Here is a 19,328-nt window from a genome sequence, read left to right as displayed (position 1 = left end):
GATATTTCCCTTACCAGTCTTTACTTTCTTTTGGGGTAATTGGTTTTTGCGCAGAAGTTGGCTTCTTAGATATGATATTTGTTTTCTTAATTTCTCTAAGCATTAATGTTTTAGGCTTTATCGATTCAGGTAATTCCATTTTCAACTTTGAGAGTGTTCCATATGAAAGTCTTGTAGTGACGCGTGTTATCTGAACTTCGCAGCAAAATTCTTCCGACCAACCGATGAGTTCATTGGTGTATGGGTCAACAACTTTCTCTAATCGACGAAAAACCTGATATTGCTGTCCTTCTTTTAGCGTAGAACTACCTTCGGAAACTATAACTTCATCACCTTGTCGACCAACAATGGTTAGAGGATAAATTTGATCAGTAGTATCACGCACAATCGACGCTGCAATTTTAGAGTTGAACTGTTGAATTATTTCGGTTGCAGAGGTTTGCACGCCATTCGCCAGATTTTTATCAGTTAATTCAGAACTTGCTGACCCACTAAGGACAATTTGTGAGGTGGCGACTTCAATTAGACGAAATGAAACTTTGATGCGCCCTTGACCACTGACAAATTTCTTATCTGAGGTCCTCATTGTTCGTTCATAAAGGTCAAAATTTAAGGCATCTATAGCACCGACTAATACATAGTCGGCTATCAGCCCTTGAGTAAGGCGGGAGAATTCTGCGGGGGCCACATCGCCAGTGCTAATCCTAGCCAATTCACTTTTTGTCGACTCATCAAAATCTCGGTCTAGAATCGCAAATTTGCGCGTAGTTACCAGCCTCTCAATAACAGAAGAACTTAAAGTGTTTGCTACGGTTTCGGCCTTTGTACTTTGTCCAGCCAAACTAAATGCCTGCTTTGTAGTTTTAAATGGAAGTACTGCAATACGTTGTCTATCTGCACTTTCTGACTTCTTATAGTCGGCAACCTGAACTTTAACTAATACAGACCATTTATTGTCAGATATTTGTTCTGAATTTAAAACTTCAAACCCTAAAACCATGCCTTCAGTTTTTTCTCTAATTTGGCTTTGATATGCGTCACCGGAGAGATAGTCTTGCTGGGCACCGTCAGCTACAGACACCTCGACAGATTCTGAAAGCTTTTCTGAAGAAATTTGTTTTCCGTGTACTCTTGATATGGCGTCTACTAATGCTTCGTTGACTGCAGATTGATACGAAGTACCTTGAGACTCTATTTCAATTTCTCTAGTTGCGGTCTTTGTTGCAGCCGATAAAGGCATGCTGATCGCTAAAACAGCCGACAATAAGAATAATCGATACATAAATACGTCCCTGTAGCCGTAAATGACAAGGTTGGTATAGGACCAGCCTTGTCATAAATACTGGCTATTTGCAATTAGTTAAAAGACATACCTGATAATGCTTTTGTTGCATCTGCCGGAACTTCGATATCATTACTTTTTGCGAAAGAAATCATTAAGTTTGAGGTGTCCCAAAGAGATTTGGCGTATGCAGGTATTTCCTTGGCAACATACATTCCATCTTCAAGCTTGCCTGTAACTGAAAGCTTTTCTGTCATAGATGCTGAAGATATAGTATCTTTTGCTGAGCTCAAAAATCCAGGCGCACTATCAACTACAGATTTAGTTTGAACCAAACCGACGGAATACTGAACAAGCGCTTCTAGATATAACTTTTTCGAATCAGCGTCTAACTTAACACCATCATTCATCGCTTTTTCTATTGCACTATTAAGATTACTTCCAGTTTCTTTTGCAGTTTTAAGTTGTTCTACAGACTGGCCATCTTTTGCTTTTCTTTCAGCTTCAATTTTTGCAGCCATTTCATCTAGATTTAGCGATTTAGCCGCCAACAACTGGGCGTCAGTAATTGTTTTTGATGAAGAAACAAACTGTGCTAAAAATGCATTTTGAGATTCTATAGCTCCATTTTGAGTTGTTTTATTATTATCGCCACCCAATAAACTAGCCGCTTTCGACCAATCAGCGATAACTGGGGTTGATGCAATTAATGCAGTAACTAATGATGCTAATACCACTTTTTTGTTTTTCATGATGTTTCCTTACTTGATTGATTTTGAATTCAATTGATTCACTAGCTCTGTAGCTGCTCTCTCAGAAGCGACTTTCAAAGCATTTTTCTCAGCTTCTGTGGATGTTGGACCAACCCCCGCAATCTGAACTGGGCCTACTGCAGCGATTGTTTTAGGAAATCGCCCGTTTAAGCCGATTAATTTGCCTGTAACAGTAACTGCAACACGTTTTAAACCGGTAGATGAGTCATCTTCAGCAAGTCCGATATCGAGGGTGCCAACTGCGAGATAGGGCAGATCGATCATTTTTGCCCCTTTAGCAGCGTTTCGTTGCGTGGTTCCACTAATATCATCTCCGGAGCTGAAATCAGCTTTGAAGTTGTCAACTTTAAGAAGTCCTGCGGTTTCTTCTTCAATATATTCTGCTTCTACGACTTCAAAACCAGCGTTACTAAAAACTTCTGTCATCGTGATATTGATTTCTGATGCTGAAGCAACTTTATATGTAATATTGTCTGCTTTTCGTGTTGAGCTTCCACCTACGGTGACTTCATCGCTTGATGTAGATTTAGAGTTGAAGGAGACATCTGAGCCATTATTTATTTCAGTTTCCGCACCATCCGCATATGAACTTCGGTCTTCCCTTTTAAATACCTTTTTATCAAATTGCTGGATAGAATCCTGCCGGCGAGATACAAAAACAAATGTCAAAAGTGATTTTTCAGCTGCATTTGTATTCGCAACCGTTGAGGAATCATTAACAAAATTAAGTAGTCGAGTATCATCAAGAGTAACCTTTACAACCATATTGAATCGTTTGGTTTCTTTATCAAGCACCTCAGTGATTACTGTCGATGTGATTACATAATCAGCAAGCCTATCTTCAATTTGACTTCTTACTAAGTCATAATTCTTCAAAAAACTTGCACCTTGCTGAGAAGCCCATCGCGATAAGGCCGCGTTTTCTGCTTTTTTCTTGAGAGTTTGTGTTTCTTCGGCAGAAGGTTTACCCCAACCGTCGTAAACGGTTTCAGCAGAACCTTTAATATTTATTTCTGATACAGAAAAAAATGAAATAAATAATAAACCCAATAGGCAGACCTGTCTTTTCAACGGCATGACTCAATAACCTCCTTTAATTTTTTTAATTCCTTGAATTTGTCGCTAGACTGCGCGTGAATGCTCAGCCAGTTACGATCCGGTATATCTATTTGCTTTGTGAACTGATCAAACAATAAGAAGAGTGATTCTTGGTAAACAGGCCATTCCACAATATTTTTTTGGCTTGCTGGGATAATTTTTGTTATCCCATTAAAAAGGTATTCTTCAAATATATTTTGCCCGCTTAGAGGTTCATAAAATCTGAAGCGACCTCTAGCCACATAGATCCATGATGTCCCTGCAGATTTTGTATCATGAATTTTCTTAACGAAGTGAGTCACTTCGATATCAATTGCATAATTAGGCTCTGGTAGTTCCAGTGAGTAAACCCTACCGTCAGAGAATTTCCCAGCAAGCTTATTGCCTACCGCATGGCCTTTAACAAAAGGGAGCATTGTGATCCCTTGGTTCGATGAAAGAAATTGAGTGAAATTTTCTCCTGCTTTTTGCGATATTTCCTTTGGAGTAGCAGTTGTAGGAATGACCTGAAGTGCTGCGTCACTAATTTTTACAGATGCTACCGGCGTTGTTGCACAAATCAGTGAACTAATCGGTGTTGCCATGATCAGATCTCCTGACTCACCTTCAGGACGGCAACATGGGCAAATCAATACGTAAAATCGTTAATTGGAAGCAATACAACCAAGCGTTAGTGAACCGTGGTTCGCTCACCTTCTGGGTGGATGAAGCTGCAGTAAAAGCGTGGTACTGCCATGAGCATCATGGCGGGCGTGGACGCGGGTTTAGCTATAGTGATGTGGCGATTGAAACCGCGTTGATGGTCAAAGGCATCTTTAATTTATCGTTGCGTGCGCTAGAAGGCTTTCTCAACTCATTATTTACATTGATGAATGTTCCACTAACATCACCTGATTACACCTCTATCAGTAAACGCGCTAAGACAATCAATATCAAGTACCGCAACCCCAGTCGCGGACCGATAACGCATGTGGTTGTCGATGCCACGGGCCTGAAAGTGTTTGGTGAAGGGGAATGGAAAACGCGCAAGCATGGCAGCGAAAAACGCCGCACATGGCGCAAGTTGCACTTAGCCATAGATGCAAGCACTCACGAAGTCGTTGCAGCTGAAGTCAGTCTTGTGTCAGTAGGCGATAATGAAGTATTGCCGACCTTGCTCAATCCTTTACGGCGAAAGATAACGCAGGTATCGGCAGATGGGGCTTATGATACAAAGGGTTGTTATCAATTACTGCGACGTAAAGGCTGTAAAGCTACCATCCCACCGCGCTCAAATGCGGGGTTATGGGAAAAGGGGCATCCACGTAATGAAGCGGTAGAAGCACTGAAAGCGGGTCAGCTGAAACAATGGAAAATCGATAACGGCTATCACCAGCGCTCTCTAGCAGAGACCGCCATGGGCCGATATAAACAGTTGAATAGTCCAATGCTAAGTTTACGTGATTACAATGGGCAAGTTGCAGAGGCGTTGGCTGGTGTGAAGGCGATGAACAAAGTCATTAGACTGGGTATGCCCGTTCGCCAGCAAGTTGCTTAATCGGCAGAAGTCTTGGAACGATTACGTTCTATGAAATGATTTAATCAACAACGCCGATGCTACCTGAACAGTGTTCTTGCCACTATTGTTTAATTTTAGCCTCGACAAAGCATTTGATAGTTCAAGCATTCCTAATGAGTTTTGTGAAAAAAACTGTTCTCTAAATACATTTAAAATTAGTTCTTCGCTTGGTGCCTCTGGGTAAACTTCAACATAGGAAAGTGCTATTGGTTGATTCGCAACTATTTGCATTTTCTTGAAATCGAAAATAAATACTTGTGCTAAAACTTGAATCCAAAGCCGGTGGGAGTCATCAATCTGTTCTATTGAAGTGCTTTCAGAAGAAATGGCCAGAGTCATCGTCAACTGATTTTCATTATTGAGATCTGCTAATGAATTGGTATTGACAGAGTATAAAGGGTTATTAGTCTGCTTGACTATTTCCCTAGTCAGCTTATCAAGGACAAATTGCCCCTCTAAGTTTTCGTTAATTTTGCTAGTAAATGGGTAAGATTTCGTAATGTATTGGCTGTCGCCAAGATAAGATACTCCAGCATAAAAAATCTCAATATCATTTGCATATGTATTGTAACTAAATACAAATATCGACAATGTAACGCAAAGCGACCTCAAATAAATCATTGTGTCTTAACCAAAGTTGCACCGAAAATTGGCATTGAAAGGCGCGCAGCTGGTGGCGAATTTGTTATAACCCAATTGTTGGAAGTATTTAGCTCAAACTCGACGCCTGAGATTCGCGGTTGATTTGCTTTGAGTAAAATCATTTTTTTTTCGTTGACTTGGTATCGACCACTAATTTCCTTCAATTCGGAGAAAAGCATGAATTCATTAGCATCTAGATGTGTAATTTCTACAGGGTATGTAGTTTTACCAACATATAATACCCAATGACCTTGCAGTGGAGATATGGAGGTGCAAGATACCAACAATAATAAAATTACAGCCGAGAAGAACCAAGGTGAGAAAATTTTGCGCATATTCCAGTATTCCGTTACCTATATTTTTGGAATTGATTATGCAATAGCAAAATCTTTCCCATTTGAGGCGTGCATAAATAGTGCTAGCCATCTAATACAAATTAGCTATATAAATGTGAATTTTTCGACATTTAATGTGTAAAAAAGACCATCGAGGTGAAACTTGATAGCACCACTTTTGACGTTCATCACAATACTTGACTAAAACCTCGAGAAAACTCCAAATCCAGAAATGGCTTAGACTCAATTATTCAGACAAGACAATTTAAATGTGCGCGTAATTTAGCATGACTAACTCTTATTTTTCAACAAATTATTCACATAAAACCTTGATCTATATCCCAAGAAAACTTATAAAAAAATATTGATAACTCTCAGAATACTTATCACTAAAATCGAATGTAGGAGCTGACGAGACCTTCGATGACATGGATGGCTTCACGGCGTGTCACGGAAGCAACTGCACTCGATTTACAACTGACAACGATTCAGATTCATGAAACAACTCAAAGAAGTCTTAATCCACAAAGTCTCGCCGCGTTGAATTAAAGCAGCGGCATCATACGCAATGGCAAATAGCTAAATACCTATTGGTAACTAAAGCGTGTCATCATTAGTTACACCTGCGAGATTGCAACTGTAACCACAGTCCAATATGTTCAGTTCATCAGGCTGTTACGAAACAAATCCACACTCAGTGATGCGCCACGCTAAATACTGCCGTTTGTTTTGACAAACGAACACCGGAAAAAGACCTATTTCGCCAAGGATTTTCAACATTTGATAAAGGACTAAAATCACATGCTCAATATGCTAAATCCGCTACGTAACGCGTTGGCTTTATTGATGTTCGGCTGTTGTTATCTGGGAGCATTATCAGCCGCGACTGCCACTCAAGATGATGTGGCGCAAAATGACAGCATTAGCCGCGTCGAGCACGGGCTTTCCAGCTTAGTGGTTGCTAAAGGCGCCTCAGCGCAAAAGATGAACCTTGTGGATCGGATGCAATATTATCGGGTGCCTGCGGTCAGTATTGCGGTCGTCAATAATGGCCGCATTGAATGGGCTCGGGCTTATGGCGTCAATATTGCGGGGAAAGACGGCGCTAACGATGCGCAAAGCACGACACCAACAACATTATTTCAGGCCGCTTCCATCAGTAAATCCCTCACCGCGCTAGCAGCATTGCATCTGGTTGAACAAGGAAAACTGCAACTGGACGGTGATATCAATAACCAATTGCTCAGCTGGAAGCTGCCTGACAATGAATTTACCAAAGAGCACAAAGTCAGCCTACGACAATTGCTTAACCACAGTGGCGGCATCAATGTTCATGGCTTTAAAGGTTATGCCGATGGGCAGCCTCTGCCCGACTTACTGGCGGTGCTAAACGGTATTGCTCCGTCCAATACCGATGCGATTCGGGTCGAAGCCGTACCAGGCACCCAATGGAGCTATTCTGGTGGTGGTTACACTATCGCCCAATTGATGATGATTGAGGCCAGCAAACAGGATTTTCCGCAATTGCTGCAACAAACCCTCTTTTCTCCTTTAGATATGCAGCACAGTTTCTTCGCACAAACCTTACCAGCCGAAGCGCGCAGCAATGCCGCTGCAGGACATGATGAAAATGGCGCTGCAATTGCGGGTCTGTGGCATCAAAACCCCGAGCTGGCGGCAGCAGGTCTGTGGACGACGGCGACGGATTTAGCCAAAGTCATCATTGAAGTGCAACAGTCGGAGGCGGGAACGTCCAATAAAATACTCTCAACGGATGTGACCAAAACCATGTTAACCCGACTATTGGGTGAAACCGGTCTTGGCTTTTTTGTTGAACAACTGCCTGACCGGATAAGCTTTAGCCATAGTGGCGGCAATGAAGGCTTCCGCAGCCAATTATATGGTTATACCCAAACCGGACAGGGAGCAGTTGTGCTGACCAACGGCGATAATGGTGCCGCCTTAATAAAGGAAATTCTGGCCAGTATTTCAGCCGAATATGACTGGCCAGAATTTAAAGTGACAGAAAAGTAAGCTGCTTAAATAAGGCATTAAATAAGGCATTAAATAACAGCACATTGAGCAGTAATGCGAAGAGAAACAGTACATTGCCAGACGCCAGACTAAAACCCATTTAGCTGGCGGCTCGCTTTAAAATTGCGGCGACAAAATAGCAGCGATGATCGCCACAGAAAGCGCGAATAAGCCTTAACTCATTCAATTAGCAGGTAAAAAGATAAGCCTGTTATTTATGATTAGGCAAACCAGCGCTTCATTTTTGCAAACAACGACTGACGGTAAAAAGGCTCGGCTTTTTCAACACAAAACTGTCCGAGGGGTTCTTGAACATCTGCGCGCATTTGATGCACTTTCACCTCCCAACTATTGGGGTCCATTTTACGCTGCATTCTATCCACATCTGCCCTTACCCGACTTAAATCATCGGCATCATCAGCGACAAACTGCACCATCAAACAGAGCGCATGATCTGTGCAACTCCTACCAAAGTTCAACGAGTTGGACTCGATAAGATAGGCTTTCTGGACACTCTTATAGTTTGAGAGTATTTCCTTTAACTCCGCAAAAATGGGCAGTTCATCACTGAAGACTTTGCCCAGAATAACCAGTTCGCCCCTTTGTTCAACCAAAGAAAAATCCGGTAATAGCATATAGCGGATCTCATCTTCATCTAAGGTTTTCGACATATTACTGTTGGGATTCAGCGCCATATCGTTGCCCGACTGCAATAGCAGCTGAAAAATCGTGGCCGCTTCGAGTTCCATCACGCCATGGTACTCAGTGCCTTCGCTTTTCATCAGCTCAATGGCTTTATCAACCGCGATTTGGGAGGTAAAAATAGGGGTGAAAGGATGATCGCTGCCATCTTCTAAGGGGATATACCATTGCTTGATGCTGATAGCGATAGCGCCATCGCCCGCCTGCGGCGCATGCTCGCTACCCTCACTCAAGATAAAGAGTTTTGCTTGGCTCAATTGCTGATAAAACGCCTCAGCATACGCATTATTGCTTAATGCCTTTTCAAAACATTGTTCGAGTGGATTGGTCGCTTCTAAGTGGTACAGCATTGACAAACATCCTTTTATTTAGCAGTTCAGTCCTTTCTTATCAAAGCGTTAAAATACTTTAAGCAATTCAATTAACACTGAACAGATAATATCGTGCGGGCATATTAAAACATTGAGCGCGGGGGATCTAGTACGCCCAGCCTACCTCTCTTTATGTTTATGCTTGCCATCAATGAAGACTGAGCGACAGATCAGAACGAGGGATCAACCTAAAAAACTACAGTCTTAATCCCCACACATCGAAGGCATCACGGCTCAATTGTTCCCTAAAATCTGGGTGAGCGATAGCGATCAACGCTTGTGCCCGTTCGCGCAATGAACGGCCGCGTAGATTGGCAGCGCCATATTCGGTCACAATGTAATGCACATGGGCCCGAGTGGTAACGACACCCGCGCCGGGTGATAACACACTGGCAATACGGGAAATCGTGCCGCCCGCAGCCGTGCTGGGTAGCGCAATCACAGAGCGCCCACCTTCGGATAACCCAGCGCCGCGGATAAAATCCATCTGGCCGCCGACGCCAGAATAGATTTTAGTGCCAATCGAATCGGCGCACACTTGGCCAGAAAGGTCGACCTGCAGCGCCGAGTTAATCGCCATCACATTAGGGTTTTTACGGATAATGGACGTGTCGTTGACTTGCTCTATGTCCATAAAGATAACCGCAGGATTATCATCAACATAGTCGTATAATTTCTGGCTACCCAGGGCGAAACCTGTGACGAGTTTCCCCGGATAAAAACGCTTCTTGCTGTTGTTAATCACGCCCTTTTCAACCAGTTGTAATATACCGTCAGAAAATAGCTCAGTGTGAACGCCCAAATCCTTATGGTCGGTTAAGCAAGATAAAACGGCATCGGGGATTGCGCCTATGCCCATCTGCAGGCAATCGCCATCGCGTACCAATTGGGCGACATTTTTGCCAATGGCCAGACTCACGGCATCGCCCGTGCCGAAAGAATGGATCGGCAAGGCCGCACTTTCTTCATACACAGCAGCAAAACGGTCGATATGCATAAACCCATCACCGTGGGTGCGTGGCATTTGTGGATTGATATGGGCGATGATCTTGCCCGCCACTTGGCAGGCCGCAAGCGTGGCTTCGACCGAGATCCCTAAGGAACACATGCCGTGCTTATCGGGCGGCGACACTTGGATAATCGCAGTATCAATTTTTTGCTCGCCGGAGCGAAATAACTTAGGCACTTCAGACAGGAAAATCGGCACATAATCCGCATCACCACTTTGCAATAATGCCCGCGTCGGCAGACCACCGAAAAAACATCGATGGCGTAAATGTCCCTGTAAACTCGGATGGCTTAAGGATTCAGCGCCTTCGGTATGTAACTGTAATAAGGTGAGATTGTCTTTAGTGAGTGCGTGCTGCGCCAACGCATCGAGTAAGATACGCGGCGTGGCGCCCATGGAATGCGTCCACAGCGTCTCGCCACTTTGAATTAATGCAACGGCTTCGAGCGCGCTATGACAAATGATTGCAGGCATAATGAATTCCCTTCCCTAAGCATGATGGCGGCAATGGCCATAGCGGTAGTGTAAGGGATATCCTAATTAAGCAATATCGATTTCAATGGCTTAGCGCGACTGTTTATCTATAGTTTGCGCTATATCAAACTCTGGATTATTAATTGGATCTCAAAATACACATTCAACCTATTTTGGCACTAGAGGTTAATAAAGCCTCTGGCTAAAATGCTTTGCAACAGTTTGATTAGGGATAACACCAATAAGCCCGTATTAGGTTATCCCCATCAGCACTCAGCCTTACCAAATATATATCACTTTACCAATAATCAAGTCTTGAGGAATAAACCCAAAATATCGACTATCTAAGCTATTGTCTCTGTTATCACCTAAGACGAAATACTGACCAGCGGGAACTAACCATTCATCCCTTAATGTGTTTTCTTGCACATAATAGCGATCAACAAGTTCTTTCTGATGGCGGAGTAATAATACCTGATAGCGAATATCATCCAACGACTCTTGGTAAACAGCTTGAGTCTCAGTACTCAACTCGGGTAATAAGGTTTTATCGATAAGATCGTATTGAGAGTCCAATCCTGCACAGGCTTCCCTCGATACATTGCAGGCTTTCTGCACAAAAATGGTTTTGTCGCGATAGATAATCCTATCGCCGGGTAGACCAATGACACGTTTTACATTGTCAATCGTCGGGTTTGCAGGGTATTGAAATACCAATATATCCCCTCTTGCGGGTGTTACCGATGGCGTCGACTTAGCCAGTTGAAAACCTAAATATCGATAGTTACCAAAACCATACTTGCTCACCAACACATGATCGCCGGGCGCTAACGTCGGCTTCATGGAAGAGGCCGGAATACTAAAAGGCTCAAAGAAAAAACCTCGTAACACAATCAGCGGTAACATCATCAAAGCGTAACTCGCTAACACTATCCACCAGCGAGCATACCAGCGGCGGGGTTGAGTAATATCGTAACGACGGGCGATTATAAACCCGTGAATGGGACAAATAACAATAAATAACCAAGAGAGGTAAATATGTTGAAGCCAAGCCATATTCCCCGATTTAAATGGGAAATAGTTTGAGTGTAAAAATACATCCATGGCCGCGATAATCAGCGCACCAATAAAATATCGAATAAAATATTTAAATTGATTAACGTATAAAAATACAAACGGCTGAAAAAATAGGCCTAATAATATTGCGAGCCAAGCTTTTGGCTTCCATTGAATATCCAATTGAACTCCGTTTCACCCTAGATTTGGAAAACGGCATCATAATTCACTGCCTAACCTAGCACAACCTCATTTCCTGTCGCTGATAGCCTGCCATGCGACTATCAGCATACTGATGATAATATTAATCTAGACGCTTAGAGAATCTCATACTGGCGATAAATAGCCCGATACAGGTAAAACCTATCATCCACAGGGCATCAAATTGCAGATCCATCACTTGGGCATCGCGCAACACTATGGCCCGTGACATGCGCATAAAGTGGGTTGCGGGTAAGGCTTCGGCAATCCACTGCGCCGCGATGGGCATGGCTTCGTAGGGGAACATAAACCCCGACAATAGAATCGATGGCAGCAGGATAAATACCGTCATTTGCATCGATTGCAGCTGGGTTTTAGCTATGGTCGAAATCACTAATCCTAAGGTTAAACTGGCGCAAATGAATAACATAGCGGCAAGGGCGATGGAGTCGATTCCGCCACGAATCGGCACATCAAACAACAAATGCCCTGCGCTCAGGATAATGGTCACTTGCACAAAGCCGACGATCACATAGGGCACGATTTTACCCAGCATCAACTCCAGCGGCCGCACTGGCGTAGTGATCAGAAACTCCATATTACCCTGCTCGCGCTCGCGCACTATGGCGGCGGAGGTAAACATCACCATGGTCATAGTCAAAATCACCCCCAACAGGCCGGGGACGATATTGACCACAGAGCGTTGCTCAGGATTGAAATATTGCACCACTTCAAAACTCGGCATCACAGTTTTTTGCGCTCTTCCTGCGACTTCATCCAGTGGCATTTGCCTAAGGCTACGAATGGTTGAGGCGACAACCGTATCAGAACCGTCCACCAGCCATTGCCCTACCGGCTGAGCTAAATATTGCTGGCCCGCAAAGCTTGGGTGACGCACTAAGCGCTCATCGAGATCGGCGGGCAAATACAGCACAGCTTTAACTTCGCCGCGAGTGATCGCCGCCTCTGCCTCAGCTGCACTTAAATAACGCTGTTTGAAATCCACCACCTGCGTCGCTTCCACCGCCTGCACCAATGAGCGGCTGTAGGCAGAATCACTCAAATTCACCAGCCCCGCGGGCAGATGGCGCGCATCGGTATTGATGGCATAACCAAACAACATCAGTTGCACCAGCGGGATCATGACTATCATGCCAAAGGTCATACGATCCCGTGATAATTGCCGCAGCTCTTTGACTACAATTGCAAAAATTCTACGCCACATGGTCAGTTGCTCCCTTGGACACCTCAGCCAAACGCTCGCCGGTGCAAGTGACAAACACATCCTCTAGGCTAGCGCGCACTTCTTCCATCGTACGGCTGGCAACCCGAGGTTTAAGCCAAGCGAGTGGATCTTCAATATCGCTGCGCACTAACACCCGCAAACGACTGCCGATTTGCGCCGCCGACAATACCGCTGACTCGCTGATCAATGATTGTTTTAAATTGCGTAAATCATCCCCTGAGATTTCAACCACCCGAGCGCCCATCGCCGCCATCAGCTGCTGGGGTGAACCGTCGGCGCGTTTTATCCCCCGCTCTAAAATCGCCAGACCGTGGCAACGCTCGGCTTCATCCATATAGTGAGTCGACACAAGAATCGTGGTGCCTTGGGCGCAGAGATCGAATAAGCGCTCCCAAAACTCGCGCCGATTCTCAGGATCGACCGCTGAAGTCGGCTCATCGAGAAACAGCAATTCGGGGTGATGCAAGGTCGCCGCCGCTAAGGCCAAACGCTGTTTCTGGCCGCCACTCATGGAGCCTGCCATTTGTTTTTCTCGGCCGACTAAATCGTACAGCGTGACTAACTCGGCTATCCGCAGCTTTGAGGCTCGGCGGTTCAAACCATAAATTTGCGCGACAAACTCTAAGTTTTCCCGCACAGAAAGATTGTCGTACAGGGAGAATTTTTGCGTCATATAGCCGATGCGGCGACGCAGTTTTTCCTCGGCGCCGGGTAAGGTTTCACCCAAGACGCGGATTTCCCCCGACGTTGGGCTCAGCAGCCCAGTCAACATGCGGATTGATGTGGATTTTCCGCAGCCATTGGGGCCAAGAAATCCATAAATGGTTCCCTTGGGAATGGCGAGGTCGAGGTTTTCCACCGCATTGACGCCGCCAAAGGCGCGGGTCATGCCTTGGGTCTCGAGAGCAAAGTCGGTGTGGCTCATGGCAGCTCCACGGCTAATGCCATGCCCGTCGGCAAATCCTGACCCGCGGCGGAAATGGTGATATCAGTGAGATACATCAACCTTGCTCGGTCACGTTCATTGAGCGCATAAAATGGTGTGTAAGCGGGTTGACTGCGGATATTACGCACAGTGCCAGCAATCGGCATTTCGCGGCCATCCACTCGGATATTGACCTTATCACCCGCCTTCACTCTGTCTAACCAAGTCGCGGGCAGATAAACCCGCACATAGGGATCCTCACTCGCCAACAAACCAATCAACTGAGTACCCGCCGCAATACGATCGCCGACTCGCCAAGGTAGCGTATCGACAACGGCATCACGCGCCGCCACTAAGCTCAAGTCTGCTAAGGCTTTTTGTTCGATGGCGACACTGGCGCTGGCGGCGGCCACGGCGGCTTTAGCTTGTTCTAGCTGTTCACTACGGGTGCCATTTTCTAATAGGCGCAGGCTTTGCTCCGCCTCGGCTTGCTTGGCTAAACTGGTATCCCGCGCCGCACGGGCGGTATCTAAATCCGCTTGGCTCAGCACTTTGGTGGCATACAAACGGTTAGTGCGCTCAAAGGCTCGCTGCGCTTCCTTCACGCTGGCATTCGCCCCATCGAGCACGGCCTTGGCGCGTTCTATATCCTCTAAACGCGCACCAGTCACCGCCTCAGAAAGTTTAGCCTTGGCTTGTTCAAGTTCGGCTTGACGCAGGGCAAGGCGCGCATTGGCCGAGGTCGAATCGAGTGTGAGTAGCACTTCGCCCGCCTTAACCTGCTGACCTTCAACCACATTTACCTGAGTAATCAACTCACCCACGGGCGCGGTCAGTGTCAGTCTGTCACGCTCGACTGTGCCAAGGACGCTCGGCGACTCTTGGCTGCAAGCCGCTAACTGCAGCAGCAAAAAGCCTAAAACGACACCTGTCGCGACTCTTTTAGCTAATGCGGTTTGATTAGTTAACTTATTGTTACTTAACTTATTGTTTCTTAACTTGCTGCTACTTAAACTGTTGTTACTTAAACTTTTGTTACTTGAGTTGTTTTTACTGAAACGATTGCGACTAAAATCTTGGTCATTCAACATAGTCAAACCTTTCGTTGAGCTCATGACTGGCTCCTTGGTTCACATAACAGTCCCTGCGTAAAAACCTGCATATTGTGCAGAGCTAAGCGCTGCAAAAGCGCTGCATCGGCATCAAAAAAGCCGAACTGTCGCATTAATACGGGCGGGGCAATAAGCGGAAATACCATAAGACTTACAAAACTTAGCCGTGCTAAATCGGGGTCGACGCCCTCTTTTAATAATCCCGAATTAACTAAGGTGGATTCGAGCCATTGCCGCGACAGAGTTAACACTTGCTCAAACACGGACAAGATAATTCGATAGGGTTCCGAGCCATCGCCCTCCTGCAACACTCGTATAATCAGCCGTGGCAAGCCAGGGTTGGGCGCCATAACGCGATAGTAGGTCTGCATGATTTCGCCGACATTATTAGGCGCTTCAGCCGCGGATATTTCGCGTAAGCGGGTTAATACGGGTTCAAGGGTTTCCCGTACCATTTGTTCAAACAAACCCGCTTTCGAACCAAAATAGTAACGGATAAGTGCGGCATCGACCTCGGCTTCGCGGGCGATTTCACGGGTAGACACAGTAGGATAACTGCGATGACTAAAGAGACTTAAGGCAGCGGTTATTAAGCGTTGACGCGCGTCTGAGTTTCCCTTCGGACGACCGAGAATGGGCGGCGATTCAGGTTGGGCGCTAAATGGAACGACGCCCCTAGGACGACCGGGAATAAGCGACATGGCAGGCTCCAGCAAAATTCATCTATTGATGAATATACTGAAACGCCGCGTAAAAAGGCAGCAGTTAAATTCCTCATTTTCATTGGTATTGAGGAATTTAACCCTAAAGCGTCAAGACTAAAATTTATGCACCTTTGACTATGGCACCTAAACGGCTGACAAATTGCTGCACGGCTTCGACTGTGTCAAAGCTAAAGGCAAGTCCATAGTGGGTTTCGGTGAGACTCTTATGCAAACGCTTTGGAAAACGAGTCATCTCCGCATTGTGGAAATAATCGTATTTGGCATGCACGCCTGCAATGGTGGCGAGTTCGCCAGAAAAAACCTCAAATGCGGGCCGAATAATCAAGTTCGGGGATTTACCGTCGAGGTGTAAATAGAACGCCTCTTTGGTGTCTGGGAGCATGTATTCAGTAATGTTTTTTATGGTGAAATTAGTGCGGCATTGCAATCCACTTAAGCAGCTCACCATCTCATTATGTTCTATCGCCAAACTTATTCTCCCTTATCTCTTTAAACCTGCCCAAGTCGCATTGCATCTCGTATTTCAGCCCATCGCTCAATCACTGTTTGAATCGCTGTTTCTATTAGTGATTCAAACAATGGCTCAAATCAGTGGTTCAATCAATGGTTAAATCAATGACCTAATAGCTGACTTATCATAAATGCGTGCATGCTTGGCATGTATGGGTATTCATCACGTTGATACTACTTTAACTCAGCTCAGCCTAATCGGTTTACGCTTTAAATGCACTAAGCTGATGTCGATCTCACAAAGCGAGTGGCTAAGTTTAGCGGATTTATCCAAAAAACCTTTATATACAGAATGATAAACCTATTAACTCAAACGCAAAGCCAATGTCACAGAAAATTCTTTTGCGTAATCGAGCCATGATTTCAAACACCATAAAACACAGTACCATTTATTAGTCATTGCTTATCATCACCTTATCGCCCTCGATATTGACATTAAAACGTATGCTTTAAAATACTGCCATGCTATTCAATTATATGGTGATTTTTTTACTTGCCAGCTCAAAATGTTGCGTCTAGGTTAAGAAGCTTGAGTTAAGTCCTGTTGATAATGGCTAAGTTACGGCAATCACATTGGCTGCCAACCTAAACTAGCGCATTCACCCTATCCCGTCGTATTCAGGCCTTAAATCATGTTCTACCCAAAGTGAGTAACCCGCGCCTATGGCGCATATAACCCGAGCCATGTCAGCCGATTTAACGCTAAATTACGGCAAATCCTTAGCATTAACCGATTTGCCCTAAACAGTCGCAACGGACTGCGCGGCCACTATCAACAAGACCAACAACACGAGATATACCCATGAAGATCAAAAAAGCCCTCATGCTCTTGGGTCTGTTAGCTGTCAGCCCAGCGACATTAGCTGCAACCGGAGTTGCCTTTATCCATGGTACGGGTCACCAGACCAATGCCTTAGCCGATTACTGGACGCCCGAATTTGTTAACTCAGTGCGCCAAGGTATCCCAGTGCCAAACAATTACACAGTGATCAACTGCGACTTTGACCAATATATGTGGGAAGAAAGCGCCGCAGGTTGTCTGGCGACCCAACTCAATAGCTTTATCCAAGCCAAAAATATCGACGACTTAATTCTGCTGACCCACTCCAATGGTGGCAACGTAGTGCGGTGGATTTTATCTAACCCCACGTGGGACAGCCGTTATCCTGCGGTGATCAACGCCACCTCAAAGGTTATCGCCCTCGCCCCTTCCAGTGCTGGTACGCCGCTCGCCGATGCGGTGAACCAAGGTAATGTGTTCGAAACCAGCTTAGGCTGGCTCTTAGGCTATGGCAGCAATGCGGTGAAACAACAGCAAGTGGGTTGGATGGCAAACTACAACAACACTATGCTCTACGGCACTGCAGGTCGCCCATCGCTGGGTAAACCCTTCGAGGTCGTGGTGGGCTCAGATGTTGATTCCGCCATTTGGGACAGCGACAGTTACTGCGCGGGTTACCAATACCAAGTCGCGCTCGAAACCACTCAAAACTGGCTCGATAGCTGCTCCGACGGCTTCTTAAATTGCAGCTCGCAAAAGGCAGCTGGCACAGTCTGGTTTATCGATAAACAAAAGACCCGTGGCCAAGAACCCCTAAGCCATCAGCAGAGCCGCCGTGCGTGTTTCAATTTAGACACGCTGATCCGCAACCATATTTAAGGAGCACTAAGATGCACACACTCAGCAAACTTGCCAGTGTCTTGGCGCTAAGCGGACTGCTCGCAGCCTGCCAAGACGAAGCCACACCCATAGATCCCAAAACCAATGCCAGCCCTATGTACGCCAAAGGGTTAACCCTAGCCGCGCCGAGCGATACCGATCTTGTCGATAGCAATATTGCCAGTCCAACACTGGCGCCCATTAACACCAGTACGGATTACATTAGCTTTATCACCCCTTTGTATGGCGAGTATCAGGCAAGCGCGCCGCAGCTTGAACAAGCCAGCCAAAGTGACGAGTATTGGGTCAATGTAACCGGCGCTCAGCTTAATGCGGGCGTGGGCCTCACCATGAGCCAAGCGTCGAGCCTAGTGCGCATTGCGCCTCGGGGCGATACCAGTTCTGGCGCCTTAATGCATGCAGAGGCTATTGCCCCTGAGCGCGTACAAATTCAGCGCGTTAGCCCTAATCAGTCACCCCAAGGCAAAGCGGCCAACAGCAGTGGGATAAACACTAATGAGTCATTGGTCAAATCGATGGCCAACGCCGATGCCCTTGCTAGCGCAGGATTAACCGATGATTCCAGCGCACTGCAAATGTCGGCGAAAGCCACACCGGGCCAATATCGCCTGCAGGTCAGTCAGCCGTTAACGCCAAGCGCCAACTACTTAGTCAATGTGAAGGAAAAAGGCTCGCCCTATCAACTGAGTGTCAAAGCCTCCTCCGCTATCGCGGCTGATGCGCAAACCCTTGGGCTTGAACTCGCACTCAGCCAAAGTGATAACACCTTCGTGCCGCAGGCAACACTCAAGCAAGCCGATGGCGATATGCAACCACTCATGATGGTAAAACAAGGTGAGACATGGCAAGCGGTGATCCCCGCGGGCGTGGCACTTTCGAGCAGTAATGCGGGTTTCAGTGAAGTTGAAATTACAGTGCAAACCCAAGTCGATGGCCGCCCAGTGCAGCGCACGGTCAAATCTGTCTTTAAGTCCTATGTCAATTCGGCGAGCATCAAGCCCGAAGTGCTCACGGTTTGGGATAAAGGCCTGCCTAACCAAATCAACTTTGAGTTATCGGTCGCCGAGGCGGGACGTTTTGGCATAAGTGGCACGTTAACCGGTACCAATGCCGAAGGTCAAAAGGTGGCGATTCTACGTACCCAAGCGGCTAATTGGCTAACCCCAGAGTCGCCAAAGTTAAAGCTGATGTTAGATCCTAAGCTCATCCAAGCCTCGGGTTTACAGCCGCCATTCGAACTCAATGAGTTAGAACTGCAAGATCAAGGTCAAATGGCCAGATTAAGCTATCAAGCCAAAGCATTGATCTTAACCCGCTAACATTAAGCTGCTGATATTAACGAGCAGATAGAAGACGCGGGCTTTAAATGCCAATGTTAAACCAGAGGCGAGGCTCAAGTTAACCGCCCCAAGCTAACACGACAAAGTTAGCCCGATAAAGTTAATCCGCCCGAGTTTTCTCTCTCATTGAAAAGTGCCCATAGTGGGCACTTTTCCATTGTTGATGTTTTGCTAATAAACAGCCAAAAGCCGCCGCGTTATTTAACATGCTGCGTAAAGCACAAACTGTTGACAGAAAAATGACAAGCCGCAGA

At 45.9% G+C, this 19,328-nt stretch carries 17 protein-coding genes and 1 pseudogene; 4 read left to right on the top strand and 14 right to left on the bottom strand.

The features are described 5' to 3' along the window. Nucleotides 1-10 precede the first annotated feature (10 nt). The 4 genes from AC5YB3_RS19250 to AC5YB3_RS19235 form a co-directional block, all read right to left on the bottom strand. Nucleotides 11-1,282 (bottom strand): CsgG/HfaB family protein, encoded by a 1,272-nt coding sequence (locus tag AC5YB3_RS19250; RefSeq protein WP_494525963.1) that lies wholly within the window; start codon nt 1,280-1,282, stop codon nt 11-13. Between the two features lie 74 nt (nt 1,283-1,356). Further along, nucleotides 1,357-2,034: a hypothetical protein gene (locus tag AC5YB3_RS19245; RefSeq protein WP_259542944.1), complete on the bottom strand. Its 678-nt coding sequence runs from the start codon at nt 2,032-2,034 to the stop codon at nt 1,357-1,359. A gap of 9 nt (nt 2,035-2,043) precedes the next feature. Further along, nucleotides 2,044-3,132, bottom strand: a complete 1,089-nt coding sequence (locus AC5YB3_RS19240) for a hypothetical protein (protein ID WP_012088765.1) — start codon at nt 3,130-3,132, stop codon at nt 2,044-2,046. Further along, the gene (locus AC5YB3_RS19235) at nt 3,123-3,737 is read right to left on the bottom strand and encodes a hypothetical protein (RefSeq protein WP_494525962.1); all 615 of its coding nucleotides are present in this window, start codon (nt 3,735-3,737) and stop codon (nt 3,123-3,125) included. Before AC5YB3_RS19235 ends, AC5YB3_RS19240 begins: the two co-directional genes overlap by 10 nt. Nucleotides 3,738-3,772: 35 nt before the next feature. On the opposite strand from AC5YB3_RS19235, the pseudogene AC5YB3_RS19230 reads away from it, so the two are divergent. Next, a pseudogene (locus AC5YB3_RS19230) lies at nt 3,773-4,734 on the top strand (IS5 family transposase). Here AC5YB3_RS19230 and AC5YB3_RS19225 read toward each other — a convergent pair. Together AC5YB3_RS19225 and AC5YB3_RS19220 are read right to left on the bottom strand one after the other, a co-directional pair. Next, nucleotides 4,712-5,302, bottom strand: a complete 591-nt coding sequence (locus AC5YB3_RS19225) for a hypothetical protein (protein ID WP_494525961.1) — start codon at nt 5,300-5,302, stop codon at nt 4,712-4,714. The pseudogene AC5YB3_RS19230 and the gene AC5YB3_RS19225 overlap by 23 nt on opposite strands. A gap of 26 nt (nt 5,303-5,328) precedes the next feature. Beyond that, nucleotides 5,329-5,688, bottom strand: a complete 360-nt coding sequence (locus tag AC5YB3_RS19220; protein WP_494525960.1) for a hypothetical protein — start codon at nt 5,686-5,688, stop codon at nt 5,329-5,331. Between the two features lie 801 nt (nt 5,689-6,489). Between AC5YB3_RS19220 and AC5YB3_RS19215 the strand changes: the two genes are divergently transcribed. After that, nucleotides 6,490-7,722 carry a serine hydrolase domain-containing protein gene (locus AC5YB3_RS19215; protein ID WP_494525959.1) on the top strand — a complete coding sequence of 411 codons (1,233 nt, stop codon included), beginning with the start codon at nt 6,490-6,492 and terminating at the stop codon, nt 7,720-7,722. 221 nt (nt 7,723-7,943) lie between these two features. Here the strand turns inward: AC5YB3_RS19215 and AC5YB3_RS19210 are convergent, their stop codons facing one another. From AC5YB3_RS19210 to AC5YB3_RS19175, 8 genes are all read right to left on the bottom strand, one after another. Continuing rightward, nucleotides 7,944-8,774, bottom strand: a complete 831-nt coding sequence (locus AC5YB3_RS19210) for an enhanced serine sensitivity protein SseB C-terminal domain-containing protein (protein WP_494525958.1) — start codon at nt 8,772-8,774, stop codon at nt 7,944-7,946. Between the two features lie 217 nt (nt 8,775-8,991). Further along, complete coding sequence (locus AC5YB3_RS19205; RefSeq protein ID WP_446444487.1) at nt 8,992-10,278, bottom strand: acetyl-CoA hydrolase/transferase family protein; 1,287 nt, start codon at nt 10,276-10,278, stop codon at nt 8,992-8,994. A gap of 279 nt (nt 10,279-10,557) precedes the next feature. Then, complete coding sequence (lepB, locus tag AC5YB3_RS19200; protein WP_494525957.1) at nt 10,558-11,517, bottom strand: signal peptidase I; 960 nt, start codon at nt 11,515-11,517, stop codon at nt 10,558-10,560. 121 nt (nt 11,518-11,638) lie between these two features. Then, nucleotides 11,639-12,760, bottom strand: coding sequence for an ABC transporter permease (locus AC5YB3_RS19195; protein WP_006081051.1), 1,122 nt, complete (start codon nt 12,758-12,760; stop codon nt 11,639-11,641). Next, a complete protein-coding gene (locus AC5YB3_RS19190) occupies nt 12,750-13,706 on the bottom strand; it encodes an ABC transporter ATP-binding protein (RefSeq protein ID WP_494525956.1) in 957 nt (318 codons plus the stop codon). Before AC5YB3_RS19190 ends, AC5YB3_RS19195 begins: the two co-directional genes overlap by 11 nt. Next, on the bottom strand, nt 13,703-14,821 hold the full coding sequence (locus AC5YB3_RS19185; RefSeq protein ID WP_494525955.1) for an HlyD family secretion protein: 1,119 nt from the start codon (nt 14,819-14,821) through the stop codon (nt 13,703-13,705). Before AC5YB3_RS19185 ends, AC5YB3_RS19190 begins: the two co-directional genes overlap by 4 nt. Continuing rightward, on the bottom strand, nt 14,818-15,519 hold the full coding sequence (locus tag AC5YB3_RS19180; protein WP_006085296.1) for a TetR/AcrR family transcriptional regulator: 702 nt from the start codon (nt 15,517-15,519) through the stop codon (nt 14,818-14,820). Before AC5YB3_RS19180 ends, AC5YB3_RS19185 begins: the two co-directional genes overlap by 4 nt. 124 nt (nt 15,520-15,643) lie before the next feature. Further along, nucleotides 15,644-15,991 carry a hypothetical protein gene (locus AC5YB3_RS19175; RefSeq protein ID WP_011846399.1) on the bottom strand — a complete coding sequence of 116 codons (348 nt, stop codon included), beginning with the start codon at nt 15,989-15,991 and terminating at the stop codon, nt 15,644-15,646. A gap of 864 nt (nt 15,992-16,855) precedes the next feature. On the opposite strand from AC5YB3_RS19175, the gene AC5YB3_RS19170 reads away from it, so the two are divergent. Both AC5YB3_RS19170 and AC5YB3_RS19165 read left to right on the top strand, forming a co-directional pair. Beyond that, nucleotides 16,856-17,713 carry a lipase family protein gene (locus AC5YB3_RS19170; protein ID WP_226058678.1) on the top strand — a complete coding sequence of 286 codons (858 nt, stop codon included), beginning with the start codon at nt 16,856-16,858 and terminating at the stop codon, nt 17,711-17,713. 11 nt (nt 17,714-17,724) lie between these two features. Beyond that, the gene (locus AC5YB3_RS19165; RefSeq protein ID WP_494525954.1) at nt 17,725-19,053 is read left to right on the top strand and encodes a DUF4785 domain-containing protein; all 1,329 of its coding nucleotides are present in this window, start codon (nt 17,725-17,727) and stop codon (nt 19,051-19,053) included. Nucleotides 19,054-19,328 lie beyond the last annotated feature (275 nt).

The organism is Shewanella sp. 1311 (assembly GCF_059338235.1).
Note: the sequence above shows the minus strand (reverse complement) of the source record. Positions and strands in the feature narration are given on the sequence as shown.